The sequence below is a fragment of the Donghicola mangrovi genome (assembly GCF_013377535.1).
Classification (GTDB): Bacteria; Pseudomonadota; Alphaproteobacteria; order Rhodobacterales; family Rhodobacteraceae; genus Donghicola; species Donghicola mangrovi.
Genome location: NZ_JABCJE010000017.1, coordinates 1 through 14511, shown reverse-complemented (window position 1 = coordinate 14511; position 14511 = coordinate 1). Strand labels below are relative to the sequence as shown.

Sequence of the window (14511 nt, the reverse complement as noted above, 5' to 3'; positions counted from 1 at the left end):
CATGGTCGCAACTCCGAACGGCTTTGACCTCGATAACACCGGCCGCCGCATCGTCGTCGACCCCGTGACCCGTATCGAAGGCCACATGCGCTGCGAAGTGAACGTGGACGAGAACGGCGTCATCCGCAACGCAGTCAGCACCGGCACCATGTGGCGCGGTCTGGAAGTGATCCTCAAGGGTCGTGACCCCCGTGACGCGTGGGCCTTTACCGAGCGCATCTGCGGCGTTTGCACCGGCACCCACGCGCTGACCTCGGTTCGTGCAGTGGAAGACGCGCTGGGAATCCAGATTCCCGACAACGCGAACTCGATCCGGAACATCATGCAGCTGAACCTGCAGATCCACGACCACATCGTGCACTTCTACCACCTGCACGCTCTGGATTGGGTCAACCCGGTGAACGCCCTGCGCGCGGACCCCAAAGCCACCAGCGAACTGCAGCAGATGGTGTCGCCCTCGCACCCGCTGTCGTCGCCCGGCTATTTCCGCGATGTTCAGAACCGCCTGAAAAAGTTCGTTGAATCGGGCCAGCTGGGTCTGTTCAAGAACGGTTACTGGGACAACCCTGCCTATAAACTGCCCCCCGAGGCAGACCTGATGGCGACCACCCACTACCTCGAGGCGCTGGACCTGCAGAAAGAGGTTGTGAAGGTTCACACCATCTTCGGCGGCAAGAACCCGCACCCGAACTGGCTGGTTGGCGGCGTGCCCTGCCCGATCAACGTCCACAGCACCGGTGCTGTCGGCGCGATCAACATGGAGCGTCTGAACCACGTTTCGTCGATCATCGACAAGTGCATCGAGTTCAACAAGAACGTGTACCTGCCCGACGTTGTGGCGATCGGTGGCTTCTACAAGAACTGGCTCTATGGTGGCGGTCTGTCGTCCAAGGCGTGTCTGGCCTACGGCGATATCCCCGAGCATCCCAACGACTTCAGCCCCGAGCAGCTGCACCTGCCCCGCGGCGCGATCATCAACGGCAACCTCAACGAGGTACACGACGTTGATCCCCGCGACCCCGAGCAGGTTCAGGAGTTCGTCGATCACAGCTGGTACGACTACGGCGAGCCCGGCATGGGTCTGCACCCCTGGGATGGCCGCACCGAGCCCAAATTCGAGCTGGGTCCGAACGCCAAAGGCACCAAGACCCGCATCGAAGAGCTGGACGAAGCTGCGAAATACAGCTGGATCAAGGCCCCCCGTTGGCGCGGCAACGCGATGGAAGTCGGCCCGCTGGCCCGCTACATCGTCGGCTACGCCAAAGGTCACGAGGACATCAAGAACCAGGTCGATGGCCTGCTGCGCACCATGGATCTGCCCGTGGACGCTCTGTTCTCGACCCTTGGCCGGACCGCGGCGCGTGCGCTGGAATCCGAATACTGTGGCCGCTTGCAGAAGCACTTCTTCGACAAGCTGGTCCAGAACATCAAGAACGGCGACGAAAGCACCGCCAACGTCGAGAAGTGGGACCCCAGCACCTGGCCGAAAGAGGCCAAAGGCGTTGGTATGACCGAAGCACCCCGCGGTGCCTTGGGCCACTGGATCAAGATCAAGGACGGCCGGATCGAGAACTACCAGTGCGTGGTTCCCACCACTTGGAACGGCTCGCCCCGCGACAGCAAGGGCAACATCGGCGCGTTCGAAGCGTCGCTGATGAACACCCCGATGGAGCGTCCCGACGAGCCCGTCGAAATCCTGCGCACCCTGCACAGCTTCGACCCTTGCCTTGCTTGCTCGACCCACGTGATGTCGCCCGATGGCGACGAACTGACCACTGTCAAAGTGCGCTAATACCGGAGTTCACCCATGAAATACGCAATTCCCGCTCTTTTCCTGAGTGCAACCGCCGCCGCAGCGCACCCCGGTCACGACGCAGCCCTGAACGGGGCTGCACACTGGGTCCTGTCGCCCATGCACGGTCTGGGCCTGATCGCGGTTGCCGGTCTGCTCTATACCCTCCGCAGCGCCCGCCGGAAGGAGTGAGCAATGGCCCATGACACCATCCACCGAGCAAACGAGGGGGTAAGACCCCTCGAAACCTCGCGGCTGACCGGTGACGCCACCGCCGAGGATATCGATAGCGTCCGCAAGCGCACGTCCGTCTTCGTTTACGAATGGCCCGTGCGTCTGTGGCACTGGGTGAACGCAGCCTGTATTCTGGTGCTGTGCTTCACCGGCTGGTTCATCGCCAGCCCGCTGCCGACCATGAACTTTGCCGAGGCGACCCACCAGTTCGTCATGGGGTACATGCGGTTCGCACACTTTGCCGCTGCGCAGATCCTCACGGTTGGTTTCTTTGGCCGTGTGTATTGGGCCATCGTGGGCAACCACCACGCCAAGCAACTGTTCTATGTCCCGATCCTGAACAAGCACTGGTGGCAAGAAGTGTTCTTCGAGCTGCGCTGGTACATGTTCCTGGAATCCGAGCCCAAGAAATACGTGGGCCACAACCCGCTGGCACAGATCGCGATGTTCTTCTTTATGACCGTCGGGATCACCTTCATGCTGCTGACCGGTTGGGCTCTGTACGCCGAGGGCGCGGGTCAAGGCAGTCTGCCGGATCAGGTGATGGGCTGGCTGATCGGTCTGGTTGGCAACACCCAGCTGCTGCACACCTTCCACCATCTGGGCATGTGGTTCATCGTGGTCTTCATGATCATCCACATCTACGCCGCCATCCGCGAAGACATCCTGAGCCGCCAGTCCATGGTCTCGACCATGATCTCGGGGCACCGGACCTTCAAGGACGACCGCGTCGATTGATCAGAAGGCTGTCACTTCGGACAGGAATCGGAAAGGCGGATCTTCGGGTCCGCCTTTCTTGTGTTTAATGAATTTCCAATTATACTGCAAAGTGGATACTATATTTCCACTTTATCTCAACAGGTGACGCCAATTTTCCCCGCAACCCCATGCAACAAAAGGGAAAATTACAATTCCACCCAAAAGGTGATTTTCTTTCAAGCCTTCCGGATAGATGCCAAACTGTCAGCACTGGAAGAAACCGGAAAGCTAGCAACCAGCTCACCGGCGGAGGAGGAGAGAACGAATGGCGCCCAATGTGCTTGTTTTGGGTATTGGTAACGTACTTTGGGCTGACGAAGGCTTTGGGGTTCGATGCGTTGAGCGGCTCGCACTGACCAAGGCTTTCGGGCCGAACGTTACTGTTTTGGATGGTGGCACTCAGGGTCTCTACCTCCTCCCCTTCTTGGAAGAAGCCGACGCGCTGATCGTCTTTGACGCCGTGGATTACGGGCTGGAGCCCGGCACCATGAAGATCGTCGAGGATGACGAGGTTCCCAGCTTTATGGGCGCCAAGAAAATGAGCCTGCACCAGACCGGCTTTCAGGACGTGATCGCGACTGCACAGCTGATGGGCTATTGCCCCGAGCGCCTGGTCCTGATCGGCTGCCAACCCGTCGAGCTGGAAGATTACGGCGGAGGCCTGCGTGACATCGTGGCCGCCCGCATCGACCCCGCGATCGACATCGCGCTGGAGAAGCTGGCCGAGATGGGCATCCACCCCATCGAAGGTCAGGGCGACATCAGCAACCTTGCGGACCCCTCGATCATGCGAGACGCCTACGAAGGCGGCCGCCCCTCCGAGGAAGACGCCTGCCGCACCGGCGACCACCGCTTCTTTCCGGAAAGCGCCTGATCATGTGTCTGGGTGTACCGATGCAGCTGATCTCGGTGAACGGGATCGCTGCCCGCGCCACTGACGGCACCGAAGAGGCGCTGATCGACCTGTCCCTGACCGATGACGCGAAACCCGGCGACTGGGTTCTGACGTTCCTTGGGGCGGCGCGCGAAATCATCTCGGCCGACGAGGCGCAAAAGATCACCGCCGCGCTGGATGGCCTTCGCAATCTGATGTCGGGCCATGCCCTTGGCGATGCGTTCGCCGACATCGAGGAACGCGGCCCCCAGCTGCCCCCCCATCTGCAAGCCGCGCTGGACGCCGGCAAAACCACAGCCTGAGAGGCCAACAATGACCCATCCGCTGATTGACCGCCTGACGTCCGAATTCAGCTGGCCGCATCTGGACAGCGCCCACGACGTGACCGAATTCACCGCCCGTCCCGGCGTGCATGTCCTGTTCGTTCCCGGCGACGCCGCCCGCAATCTGGAAACCGCCGACGTGGCCGTGATCCTGCCCGAACTGAAGCAAGCCTTTCAGGGCCGCTTCGACTGCGGCGTCGTGGGAGACGCCATCGAACAGCAAGTCCGCGAGGACACCAAAGTTCTGAAGACCCCCAGCCTGATCTTCTTCCGCGATGGCAAGATGATCGGCGGCATCCCCCGCGTCCGCGACTGGGATGAATACATGGCGCGGATCACCCAGATCCTTGCGCAGACCGCAGACGCTTAATCACAGGAGCCAGCCAGAATGGTCAGCAATTTCCACCTGCCCCCCATGGGTTATGGCCCCGGATCGCAAGCGAACGAGGGCGACGAAGAACTCCAGTACATGTCGATGCCGCAGGACATGCGCGCCTATTACGCGCACATCCCCGAGGTCGAGTATGACGAGGCCCTGCGCCCCGCGATGGAACTGATGGGCACTGTCGCCAATGCCGCCAAGGCGTGCTCTGCCGGTGCCCCGAACGCCCGTTTCGACCTGTCCGATCTGGACGCCGCCAACCGCCGTCTGGTCGCCGAGACAATGGGCGAAGGCGAAGTCGCGATGAAGATGCACGGCATTCCCGCCGTTGCCGCCCAAGAATCCGTGTTTGCGGGCATCTGGGTGCTCAAGGGCGCGGGCCTTGACGCGATCGAGGTCGGCTCTGCCCCCGATATGGCGCGCACCCGTGCGTTTGCCCCCCGCCGCGCCGCTCTTGGCACCGATGCGCCCAAGGTTCCGGGCGTGGTGAACGCGCTGTCGCTGCTGGTCGAGTTGCAAGACAAATCCGCCGCCTATCAGGCCGGTGACGAGGTCTATGTGATCAACCTCAGCCTGCTGCCCCACACCGAGCAGGATCTGGTCTGGCTGGAGCAAGCCTTGGGTCAGGGCAGCACCGATATTCTGTCGCGCGGCTATGGCAACTGCCGCATCACCGCGACCGCGCTGGACCATGTGTGGCGCGTGCAGTTCTTTAACTCGATGGATGTGCTGATCCTCGACACCTTCGAAGTGACCGCCATGCCTGAAGTGGCCCTGGCCGCCGCCGAAGACCTGTCCGACAGCCACGAGCGTGTCCTCGAGGTTCTGGAGGCGATCCGATGAGCACTTTCGAAGGCAGCTATCTGGGAGCCAACGATAAAATCAGCCCGCGCGCCGTCATGGAGTGTAAGATCTGCTGGACCCCCTATGACCCCGAAGAGGGCGACGACACCCGTCAGGTACTGCCGGGCACGCCCTTTATGCATCTGCCCGAGGATTGGTCCTGCCCGAACTGCGACGCCCCCAAGGCCCAGTTTCTGGTCAGCCACGATCCCGGTTCGGACCAGATGGCCGAAGCTGCGATGCTGTCCAAGAAAACCTCGGCGCTGGTCACGGACTTCAACGAAGTCTGGCACGCCAAAATGCGGGACGTTCCGATTGTGAACAAGGTTCTGCATGTTCAGGCCGTGGGCTGGCGAGTCCACGAGGGACGCCCCTTGGGCATCCTGATCAGCCCGTGGTTCATGAACCTGATCCAGCTGCCCGCCGAGGGCGAAGACTGGTCGGACCTGATGGCCGGCGCCAAAGAGCACCTGACCTTTCCGTCGGGCGAATACGAGTTCATCTCGAACGTGCGGGAAATGACCGGTGGCTACAAAGCGTGCTCGCTGTTTTCGCCCATGGGTGATTTCAAATCGCAGGCCGCCGCGGTCGAGGTTGCCGAGGCTGTGATGGTCGCCCTGTTCCAAGAGGAGCACCGCGCCGAAACCGATCGCAGCGCCGACATTCGCGCCACCCGCGAGGCCGAGTTGAAGGCCGCCGAAGAGGCCGAGCAAGCCGCCGCCGAACCCGAAGTGCCGATCCTGTCGGACGCTCCGACCCGCCGCGCGATCATCTCTGCTGGTATGGCGGACTAAGCGTTGGGCGCGGTGCGGGATATCCGGCCCTCGGGCCTGTGGGTCGAGCAGCCCGTCAAGCTGCCGATCCATCTGATGGTCATCGGCCGCCCCGCCGAAGAGGTCGCCGAAACCCTGCCGCGCGTGTTCAACCTGTGCCGGACGGCGCAGAGGATGGCGGTGCGGGCCGCGCTTGGCCTGTCCGTCGCCCCCGACGAAGAGTTCGAACTGGCCGCTGAAATCCGGCGCGAGCATCTGGTCAAACTGTGTCTGATGCTGCCCCAGAAACTGGGCCTTGCCCCCTTGCCCGTGCGTGGTGATACCGACCGCGCATTGGCGGAGGTCCTGTTCGGGGGCAGCCTGCCCGAGCGGCTGGAGGATCTGGTGAACCGTCCCAGCGCCTTCCAACCGATGGTGCAGGAACTGATCCGGCGCTTTGCCCCCGAGGAGGCCGTCGCAAACGGCCTGCCCCTGTCCTGTGACGTGGAAATTCTGGGGGAGCGGGCGCAGGAAAACTCTGTCGGGACGCGGCGCACGGATCACCCGCTGATGCAGGACATCGAGGCCCGCTATGGCCGTGGCCCCCTGTGGCGGGTCACCGCGCGGGCGCTGGACCTGGAGGCGCTGATCCACGGCTGGCACCCCGAGCTGAAGGTCCTGTCCAAGGGCCACGCCATTGTGCCGGCCGCGCGCGGGATTTACGCCGTCAGCGCCGAGGTTACCGACGGCCGCGTCACCCGGTTCTGCCGGATGACCCCCACCGACCATCTGCTGTGCAAAGGCGGGATCATGGAGCAGACCCTTGAGACCTTGCCCGCCCACAAGCACAATGAGGCCGCGCTGCTGGTCGAGATCCTCGACCCCTGCACGCCGGTGTCGCTGAAAGGATTGCCCGATGCATGAGATGTCGCTCTGCGAAGGGATCAGGAACGTGATCGAGGATCAGGCCCGCATCCACGCCATCAAGGGCGTCAAGGCTGTGCGGGTCGAGATCGGTCGCTTTGCGGGGGTGGAAAAACCCGCGCTGGAATTCGCCTTCGAGGTCGTGATGCGCGGGTCCGTTGCCGAAGGGGCGCGGCTCGAGATGATCGACCTGCCCGGTCGGGCCATGTGCTACGACTGCGTCAAGGAGGTCGAGATTGATGACAGGCTTGCCCCCTGTCCCGATTGCGGGGGCGGGCGCTTGATGCCCGTGGGCGGCGACGAGATGAGAATTAAAGATCTGGAGGTGATCTGATGTGTAACGTTTGCGGATGCGGCACCGGAAGTGTCGAAGGCCATAGCCACCACCACGACCATGGCGCGGGGCATCATCACCACGACCATGACCATGACCATGACCATGACCATGACCACGGTCATAGCCATCACCACCATCATCACCACCACGGTGACATCCACTTTGGCCAAGGCCCCGCTGGCGTCGAAGTGCCCGGCATGACCCAAGAGCGCCTGATCGAGATCGAGACCGATATTCTGGCGAAGAACGATCGCTACGCCGCCGCCAACCGCACCATTCTGGCGGGCCGCGAAATTCTGGCGCTGAACCTTGTCAGCTCGCCCGGTTCGGGGAAAACCACCCTGTTGTGCAAAACCATCGAGGCGCTCGGGGATCAGCCCCTTGCCGTGATCGAGGGCGACCAGCAGACCGCCAACGACGCCGACCGCATCCGTGCCACCGGCGCCAAGGCCGTACAGGTCAACACCGGCAAGGGCTGCCATTTGGACGGTCACATGGTCGGCCACGCGATGGAACATCTGGAGCTGGCCGCGAACTCGATCCTGTTCATCGAGAACGTGGGAAACCTTGTTTGCCCCGCAGGCTTCGATCTGGGAGAGGACGCCAAAGTCGCGATCCTGTCCGTGACCGAGGGCGAGGACAAGCCGCTGAAATACCCCGACATGTTCACCGCCGCCCGTCTGGCGATCCTGAACAAGGTCGATCTGGCCCCCTATTGCGACGTGGATCTTGACCTCTACGAGGCGAACCTGCGCCGCGTGAACCCGACCATCGACATCCTGCGCGTCAGTGCCCGCACCGGCGAAGGTATGGAAACCTGGATCACGTGGCTGCGTGACCGCTTGGCGCAAAAGGCAAAACCCGAGGCTGCGGAATAATGACTGCTCTGCCCACCATCCTGCTGGTCGATGACGAAGAACATTCGCTGTCCGCGATGCGGATGGCGCTCGAAGATGACTTCGAGTGTCACACCGCAACCGGCGCCGACGCCGCTCTGCAAGTCATGCAGGAGCAGGACGTTCAGGTGATCTTTTGCGACCAGCGGATGCCGGGCAAATCGGGCGTCGAGTTTCTAGCCGAAGTGCGCGAGCGCTGGCCCGAAACCGTTCGCATTATCATCACGGGCTACACCGAAACCAACGACATGATTTCCGCCATCAATGAGGCGGGGATCTATCAATTCCTGACGAAACCTTGGCACCCCGACCAACTGCTGATGGTGGCCAAGAACGCCACCGATCTGTTCCGCCTGAACCGCGAACACGAACGCATGTCGCTGGAAATGCGCTACCTGTCCCGCCGCGTCGAAAGCAGCGTCGAAGAGCAGCGCAAAGCCCTGCGCGAGGGGCTGGGGTTCGAAAGCGTGCTGCGGGCCTCGAATTCGCCCATCAATGCGGTGATCGAACAGGCGCGCCAATATGCCAGCTTCAACGTGCCGGTCCTGCTGCAAGGCGAACCGGGCACTGGCAAATCGACCTTTGCCCGCGCGATGCACTATTCCTCGCTCCGGTCGGACAAGCCGTTTTATGAGCTGAACGTCACCGGCATCGACGACGATATTCTGGAGCTGGAACTGTTCGGCGCCCGCCGTGGGGCGGTGCCGGGGCTGGCCTCGAAAAAGACGGGCCTGTTGCAAAAGGCCGACCGCGGGACGCTGTTCATCAACGGGGTGCAGGACTTGTCGCCGCGGATGCAGCTGGCGCTGCTGCGTGTCGCGACCGAGGGTGCCTTCCGCCCCATCGGTGCGTTCGAGACCATCCGCGTGGACATCCGTCTGCTGACCGGCAGCGACCGCGACCTGCGCCACGAGGTGGCGAACGACAATTTCCGCAGTGACCTGTACTACGCGCTTGCGCCCACGGTTCTGCAAATTCCGTCCCTGCGTCAGCGGATCGGCGACCTGCCGGTTCTGGCCGCGCGCGCCCTGTTCGACGCGGCCAATGCCCACGGTAAACCGGTGCATGGGCTGTCGGATGACGCCCTGCGCTTTTTGTCGGAATACGACTGGCCCGGAAACCTGCGCGAGTTGGAAAACGAAGTGCTGCGGATGCTGATCTTTTCCCAGGACCCGACCTTGGGGCCGGAACTGATCAGCCGCCACATCCTGCAGGCCGCCCCCCGCGATGCGGGCAGCGATCTGGACACCGACGCGGTTCTGGCCACCGAAGGCACGCTCAAGGACCGGATCGAGATGATCGAGATGCGCATCCTGCGCGAAACTCTGACGCGCCTGCGTTGGAACAAAAGCCGCGCCGCCAACGAACTGGGCCTGTCCCGCGTGGGTCTGCGCGCGAAAATCGAACGCTATGGCATCGACAGCCCCGTCCGTGCCGACGCCAGTGACAAGGAGGACTAAGCCATGTGTCTGGGAATACCCGGTCAGATCACAGCGATTACCGATCCTACCCGCATGATGGCCATGGCCGAAGTGTCGGGCGTCCGCCGCGAGGTGAACGTGGCCCCTATCGTCACCGGCGAACTGGTGGATGTGGTGGGCAAGTGGGCCTTGATCCACGTGGGCTTTGCCATGGCCGTCATTGACGAGGATGAAGCCGAGAAGACTTTGGAAGCTCTGCGCGGTTTGGGAGAGGCGCAGGAAACCCTGGAGGCGATGGCCGCAGGCGACGCCGCACTGGAGGGACGGGCATGAAATACGCAGAGGAATTCCGCGATCCTATCGCCGCCCGCGCGGCCTTGGACGCCATTGCGCGTGTCTGCGACCAGATCGGCGCGACCGCTGAAAACCCCGTCCGGATCATGGAGATTTGCGGCGGCCACACCCACGCGATCTTCCGCTATGGCCTTGATAAGCTGACCCATCCGGGGATCGAGTTCATCCACGGCCCCGGTTGCCCCGTCTGCGTTCTGCCCATGAGCCGCGTGGACGAATGCGTCCAACTGGCCGAGCAGCCCAACGTGATCTTCACCACCTTTGGCGATGCGATGCGCGTGCCCGGCACCCGCAAATCCTTGCTTCAGGCCAAGGCGGACGGCGCGGATATCCGCATGGTGTACTCGCCCCTTGATGCGCTGGAACTGGCCCGCCGGAACCCGGGCAAAGAGGTGATCTTCTTTGGCCTCGGGTTCGAGACGACCACCCCCTCGACCGCCTTGTCGATCCAGCAGGCGGCCCGAGAGGACCTGACCAACTTCACCGTCTTCTGCAACCACATCACCGTGCCGCCCCCGATCAAGGCGCTGCTGGATGACCCCTTCATGAAGCTGGACGGCTTTGTCGGCCCCGGCCACGTGAGCATGGTAATCGGCACGCACCCCTATGATTTCATCGCCGAAGAATACGGCAAGCCCATCGTCGTGGCGGGGTTCGAACCCCTCGACCTGCTGCAATCGGTCCTGATGGTGCTGGAGCAGATCCGCGACGGCAAAGCGGTGGTGCAGAACCAATACGCCCGCGTGGTGCCCGAACACGGCAACCCCGTCAGCATCGCCGCGATCAATGATGTTTACGAGCAGCGCCCCAGCTTTGAATGGCGCGGATTGGGTGAGATCGACCACTCCGGTCTGCGCATTCGCGAGCAGTACAAAGCCTTCGACGCCGAAGAGAAGTTTGGCATCGGCTACGCCACCGGCACCCGCTCGGTTCAGGAACCCGAGGGCTGCGAATGCGGCGCAGTGATGACCGGCCGGATGAAGCCCACCCAATGCCCGATGTTCGGCAAAGGCTGCACCCCTGAGATGCCCCTTGGCGCGCTGATGGTTAGCTCCGAAGGGGCCTGCGCGGCCTACTACCAATACGGCGGGGCCCGAGCCGTGGAGCCTGCGGAATGAACATGATGCGACTTAAACAGGACACCGTCACACTGGCCCATGGCGGCGGCGGCAAGGCGATGCGCGATCTGATCGAGAGCGTCTTTACCAGCGTGTTCCAGCCCGACGGTATGGAAGATCAGGCCCGCCTGATGGATGCCGCGCTACAGGAACCGGGTGCGCGTCTGGCCTTTACCACCGACAGCTTTGTGGTCGATCCGGTGGAATTTCCGGGTGGTGATATCGGTAAGATCGCCGTCTGCGGCACGGTAAACGATCTGGCCGTTGGGGGCGCGAAACCCCTGTGGCTGTCGGCAGCGTTCATCATCGAAGAAGGTACCGAGATCGCCCTGCTACGTCGGATCGTCGAATCCATGCGGATCGAGGCCGAGAAGGCCGGCGTCCGCATCGTGACCGGCGACACCAAGGTCGTGGGCCGTGGCAGCGCGGACAAGGTGTTCATCACCACCTCGGGCGTGGGCGTGATTCCGGCGGGGCGCACTCTGTCCGCCGACCGCATCCAAGAGGGTGACGTTGCCATCGTGAACGGCGTCCTTGGTGATCACGGCGCGGCCATTCTGGCGGCGCGGGGCGACATGATGCTGTCCACCGACATCCAGTCCGACTGTCAGGGCCTCGGTCATCTGATGCAGGCAGTGTGTCAGGCCGCCGATGTACGCGCCTGCCGCGATGCGACCCGTGGCGGCGTGGCGAGTGCCCTGAACGAGATGGCGGATGCATGCGGGCTGGCGATCGAGATCGAAGAAACCGCCCTACCCCTGCGCACCGAGGTGAAAGGGGTCTGCGAAATCCTCGGCCTTGATCCACTGTATCTGGCGAACGAGGGGACCTTGGTTCTGTTCGTGCCCGAGGAACAGGCCGAGGCCGCACTGGCTGCGATGAAGTCCACCGAAGCTGGCCAAGGCGCCTGCATCATCGGCCGCGCGAAAAAGGGCCCCGCTGGTCAGGTCACCATGCGCACCCTGTTCGGTGGCGCACGCATCGTGGACATGTTGGTGGGCGAGCAACTGCCGCGTATTTGTTAACCTTCAGACCCTCTGCGCCACGGCGTGGAGGGCTGCCGCCCCCGCCCGATACCCTAGCCCTCGGGCGGCGCGCATCGGGTCGGGCGTCAGATCCACCACCGGCAACGGAATTTCCGAAATCGGCAGATTGCCCGCGATATGATGGGCCAGCGCCCTGCCACACACGGTGCCGGGCGCGATGCCCCGCCCGTTGTACCCCGACACCGCCAGCGCGTTGCGCCCCAACTTGGTTAATCGCGGCAGGTTATCCGGCGTCATCCCGATCTGGCCCCACCACTGATATTCAAACGTAACGTCCCCCAGCTGTGGGTACATCGCCCGCAGACTGCGCTGCGAAAATCCGGCGTGGATCGCGGCCTCGACCCCGAGTTGCCCGACACTGCCAAAGATAAGCCGCCCCGCCTGATCCAACCGAAATGACGTCAGCACCGACCGCGTGTCCCAAGCCCCCTGCCGTTCAGGCAGGATCGAGGCCAGCACATCCGCGGGCAGCGGCGCAGTGGCCATGTTGAAATAGGGCAGAACGACTTGGCTGGTTGCGAGTTCTGGCCAAACCGACGCAGTGTACACATTGGTCGCCGCAATCAACCAATCCGCATGAACCTTCCCGGTGGGCGTGGTTAACGTCCAGTGATCCGGCCCCTGAGCAACCTCCGTCACCGGTGACTTTCCATAAACCTGTGCACCCGCCTTCATCGCGGCGCGGCACAGGCCCCGAACATAGGCCATGGGCTGGACCGTGCCCGCCCGATGGTCCCACAGCGCCCCCTCAAAAGCCTTGGTCCCCAGTTTCTCTGCCGCATCTTTCGCCGCCAATACCTCGACCGGAGCTTTCAGCGCAGACCACTGCCGCGCCCGCTCGGAAATCTCGGTTAACCCCGAGGCGCCAACCGCACAGTGAAGCGTACCCCGCCGCGTCGCCTCGCAGTCTATGCCATGTTGGTTAATCAGATCGAACACCGCCGAAGGCCCGTCCCCCAGAAAGGACAGCATGCGCCCGCCCAAATCCTCTCCCAGATTTTGGCGCAGGGCATCGGGCATCACCCACATCCCGGCATTTACCAACCCCACGTTGCGCCCTGACCCACCGTGACCTGGCACTTCGGCCTCGAGCACGGCGACCGATCGTCCAAGCTCTGCCAGATGCAGCGCGGCCGACAGGCCGGTGTAACCGGCACCGATCACAGCCACATCGACATGGATTTTCCGATCCAATGCTGGGGTGGTCGGAGCCTCGGGGGCGCTGGCGGCCCATAAGCCATGGCTGAGCGATTTGGTGGTCATGTTCACGTGATCCGGTGTCTTGAACGGGCTGCTTCCCTGCCGGAAACGGTTGCCCAACTTCGCCCTTCGCGCCAGTCACTCTTGCGCGTAACCTCATTCCGTTTGGTAATGGCTACTGCTTTGGTTAGGGACTTCTTAGGAGATCTAAAGCGAGTGATTTCCAAATTTCAGCCTGACGCGGAAAATTTAGGCGTAGATCGACGTTCGGCTAAACCTACTTGCCAAGCAGCCTAGCAACATCCATTCGCTTTCAGAATACCAAGTCCACAGGTGCACCATGCCGATCCCCCGCCGCTTTTTGCCATCGACATCCCTACTTCAGGCGTTCGAAACGGCTGCGCGCACCCAGAATGTGACCACTGCCGCCAAGGAGTTATCCTTAACGCAAAGCGCGGTTTCTCGTCAGATCAGAGCACTGGAAGAGCAATTGGGCACAGAGCTTTTCCACCGGGAAAAGCAATCCATCCGCCTTACCGCCGGCGGCGAACGCTATGCCAGAGAGATCCGAGAAGCGCTACAAAAGATATCGTCTGCGTCCATGAACCTAAGGGCCAACCCAAGCGGCGGCACACTGGCATTGGCCATTCTTCCGACCTTTGGCACCCGCTGGCTGGCCCCGCGCCTACCGGACTTTTTGCAGAAAAATCCCGGGATCACCATTAACCTTACCACAAAGCTTGAACCTTTCGATTTCACTCAAGTCCCCTTGGATGCGGCTATTCACTTTGGCCGTGCGGATTGGCCCCAATGTGCCGCACTTCCCCTGTGTAAAGAGGACGTGGTTCCGGCCTGCGCCCCTGCGCTGCTCGAGCAATTTGGGTTTAAGGAGGTAGCTGATCTGGTCCAAGCGCCACTGCTCCATCTGACATCGCGCCCCGATGCGTGGGAGAAATTCATGGCGCGTCACGATGTGGAGACCGAGCCACTACACGGCATGCTCTTCGATCAGTTCGCTACGGCTGCCCAAGCGGCAATGGTGGGTCTTGGCGTGGCCCTATTGCCAGAATTCTTGATCCAAAACGAATTGGAAGCAGGAGCGCTAGTGCGCGCCCTTCCCCATAAGATGCGCAGTGACGAGATGTATTACCTGTGCTGGCCGCATGTGAACGCAGACTATCCGCCGCTCGTGGCCTTCAGGAAATGGTTGTCAAGCGTCACATGAACGCTCGGCC

At 62.3% G+C, this 14511-nt stretch carries 17 protein-coding genes; 16 read left to right on the top strand and 1 reads right to left on the bottom strand.

What is annotated here, in order from left to right:
• Position 1: 1 nt before the first annotated feature.
• The 15 genes from HJ536_RS19370 (at position 2) to hypE (ending at position 12055) form a co-directional block, all read left to right on the top strand.
• On the top strand, positions 2–1792 hold the full coding sequence (locus tag HJ536_RS19370) for a nickel-dependent hydrogenase large subunit (protein ID WP_176856081.1): 1791 nt from the start codon (positions 2–4) through the stop codon (positions 1790–1792).
• Between the two features lie 15 nt (positions 1793–1807).
• Positions 1808–1984, top strand: a complete 177-nt coding sequence (locus HJ536_RS19365; protein ID WP_176856080.1) for a DUF6732 family protein — start codon at positions 1808–1810, stop codon at positions 1982–1984.
• A 3-nt stretch (positions 1985–1987) separates the two neighbouring features.
• Entirely contained in the window at positions 1988–2764 is a 777-nt protein-coding gene (gene cybH, locus HJ536_RS19360) for a Ni/Fe-hydrogenase, b-type cytochrome subunit (protein ID WP_176856079.1), read from the top strand.
• Between the two features lie 286 nt (positions 2765–3050).
• Positions 3051–3659 carry a HyaD/HybD family hydrogenase maturation endopeptidase gene (locus HJ536_RS19355; protein ID WP_176856078.1) on the top strand — a complete coding sequence of 203 codons (609 nt, stop codon included), beginning with the start codon at positions 3051–3053 and terminating at the stop codon, positions 3657–3659.
• Between the two features lie 2 nt (positions 3660–3661).
• Positions 3662–3982, top strand: coding sequence for a HypC/HybG/HupF family hydrogenase formation chaperone (locus HJ536_RS19350; RefSeq protein ID WP_176856077.1), 321 nt, complete (start codon positions 3662–3664; stop codon positions 3980–3982).
• Between the two features lie 10 nt (positions 3983–3992).
• A complete protein-coding gene (locus HJ536_RS19345) occupies positions 3993–4373 on the top strand; it encodes a thioredoxin domain-containing protein (RefSeq protein WP_176856076.1) in 381 nt (126 codons plus the stop codon).
• Positions 4374–4391: 18 nt separating this feature from the next.
• Positions 4392–5228: a hydrogenase expression/formation protein gene (locus HJ536_RS19340; RefSeq protein ID WP_177159055.1), complete on the top strand. Its 837-nt coding sequence runs from the start codon at positions 4392–4394 to the stop codon at positions 5226–5228.
• Positions 5225–6022, top strand: coding sequence for a [NiFe]-hydrogenase assembly chaperone HybE (hybE, locus tag HJ536_RS19335; protein ID WP_177159054.1), 798 nt, complete (start codon positions 5225–5227; stop codon positions 6020–6022). The genes HJ536_RS19340 and hybE overlap by 4 nt, the downstream gene beginning before the upstream one ends.
• A 3-nt stretch (positions 6023–6025) precedes the next feature.
• The gene (locus HJ536_RS19330; protein WP_177159053.1) at positions 6026–6904 is read left to right on the top strand and encodes a hydrogenase expression/formation protein HupK; all 879 of its coding nucleotides are present in this window, start codon (positions 6026–6028) and stop codon (positions 6902–6904) included.
• Positions 6897–7238, top strand: coding sequence for a hydrogenase maturation nickel metallochaperone HypA (gene hypA / locus HJ536_RS19325; RefSeq protein WP_177159052.1), 342 nt, complete (start codon positions 6897–6899; stop codon positions 7236–7238). Before HJ536_RS19330 ends, hypA begins: the two co-directional genes overlap by 8 nt.
• On the top strand, positions 7238–8119 hold the full coding sequence (gene hypB, locus HJ536_RS19320) for a hydrogenase nickel incorporation protein HypB (protein ID WP_177159051.1): 882 nt from the start codon (positions 7238–7240) through the stop codon (positions 8117–8119). Before hypA ends, hypB begins: the two co-directional genes overlap by 1 nt.
• A complete protein-coding gene (locus tag HJ536_RS19315) occupies positions 8119–9597 on the top strand; it encodes a sigma-54-dependent transcriptional regulator (protein ID WP_177159050.1) in 1479 nt (492 codons plus the stop codon). The genes hypB and HJ536_RS19315 overlap by 1 nt, the downstream gene beginning before the upstream one ends.
• A 3-nt stretch (positions 9598–9600) precedes the next feature.
• Positions 9601–9891, top strand: a complete 291-nt coding sequence (hypC, locus tag HJ536_RS19310; protein ID WP_177159049.1) for a HypC/HybG/HupF family hydrogenase formation chaperone — start codon at positions 9601–9603, stop codon at positions 9889–9891.
• Positions 9888–11030: a hydrogenase formation protein HypD gene (gene hypD / locus HJ536_RS19305; protein WP_177159048.1), complete on the top strand. Its 1143-nt coding sequence runs from the start codon at positions 9888–9890 to the stop codon at positions 11028–11030. The genes hypC and hypD overlap by 4 nt, the downstream gene beginning before the upstream one ends.
• Entirely contained in the window at positions 11027–12055 is a 1029-nt protein-coding gene (hypE, locus tag HJ536_RS19300; protein WP_420811104.1) for a hydrogenase expression/formation protein HypE, read from the top strand. The genes hypD and hypE overlap by 4 nt, the downstream gene beginning before the upstream one ends.
• Before the next feature lie 3 nt (positions 12056–12058).
• Here hypE and HJ536_RS19295 read toward each other — a convergent pair whose 3' ends face one another.
• Positions 12059–13339, bottom strand: coding sequence for an NAD(P)/FAD-dependent oxidoreductase (locus tag HJ536_RS19295; protein ID WP_177159047.1), 1281 nt, complete (start codon positions 13337–13339; stop codon positions 12059–12061).
• Positions 13340–13616: 277 nt separating this feature from the next.
• Between HJ536_RS19295 and HJ536_RS19290 the strand changes: the two genes are divergently transcribed.
• Complete coding sequence (locus HJ536_RS19290; RefSeq protein WP_177159046.1) at positions 13617–14501, top strand: LysR family transcriptional regulator; 885 nt, start codon at positions 13617–13619, stop codon at positions 14499–14501.
• Positions 14502–14511: the final 10 nt, after the last annotated feature.

Bases quoted from the DNA above. Each gene is read 5' to 3' on its own strand.
- HJ536_RS19355 (WP_176856078.1), top strand. From the start codon at position 3,051: ATGGCGCCCAATGTGCTTGTTTTGGGTATTGGTAACGTACTTTGGGCT.
- cybH (WP_176856079.1), top strand. From the start codon at position 1,988: ATGGCCCATGACACCATCCACCGAGCAAACGAGGGGGTAAGACCCCTC.
- hypE (WP_420811104.1), top strand. From the start codon at position 11,027: ATGAACATGATGCGACTTAAACAGGACACCGTCACACTGGCCCATGGC.
- HJ536_RS19350 (WP_176856077.1), top strand. From the start codon at position 3,662: ATGTGTCTGGGTGTACCGATGCAGCTGATCTCGGTGAACGGGATCGCT.
- hypA (WP_177159052.1), top strand. From the start codon at position 6,897: ATGCATGAGATGTCGCTCTGCGAAGGGATCAGGAACGTGATCGAGGAT.
- HJ536_RS19370 (WP_176856081.1), top strand. From the start codon at position 2: ATGGTCGCAACTCCGAACGGCTTTGACCTCGATAACACCGGCCGCCGC.
- HJ536_RS19365 (WP_176856080.1), top strand. From the start codon at position 1,808: ATGAAATACGCAATTCCCGCTCTTTTCCTGAGTGCAACCGCCGCCGCA.
- HJ536_RS19345 (WP_176856076.1), top strand. From the start codon at position 3,993: ATGACCCATCCGCTGATTGACCGCCTGACGTCCGAATTCAGCTGGCCG.
- HJ536_RS19295 (WP_177159047.1), bottom strand. From the start codon at position 13,339: ATGACCACCAAATCGCTCAGCCATGGCTTATGGGCCGCCAGCGCCCCC.
- hypB (WP_177159051.1), top strand. From the start codon at position 7,238: ATGTGTAACGTTTGCGGATGCGGCACCGGAAGTGTCGAAGGCCATAGC.
- hybE (WP_177159054.1), top strand. From the start codon at position 5,225: ATGAGCACTTTCGAAGGCAGCTATCTGGGAGCCAACGATAAAATCAGC.
- hypD (WP_177159048.1), top strand. From the start codon at position 9,888: ATGAAATACGCAGAGGAATTCCGCGATCCTATCGCCGCCCGCGCGGCC.
- hypC (WP_177159049.1), top strand. From the start codon at position 9,601: ATGTGTCTGGGAATACCCGGTCAGATCACAGCGATTACCGATCCTACC.
- HJ536_RS19340 (WP_177159055.1), top strand. From the start codon at position 4,392: ATGGTCAGCAATTTCCACCTGCCCCCCATGGGTTATGGCCCCGGATCG.
- HJ536_RS19315 (WP_177159050.1), top strand. From the start codon at position 8,119: ATGACTGCTCTGCCCACCATCCTGCTGGTCGATGACGAAGAACATTCG.
- HJ536_RS19290 (WP_177159046.1), top strand. From the start codon at position 13,617: ATGCCGATCCCCCGCCGCTTTTTGCCATCGACATCCCTACTTCAGGCG.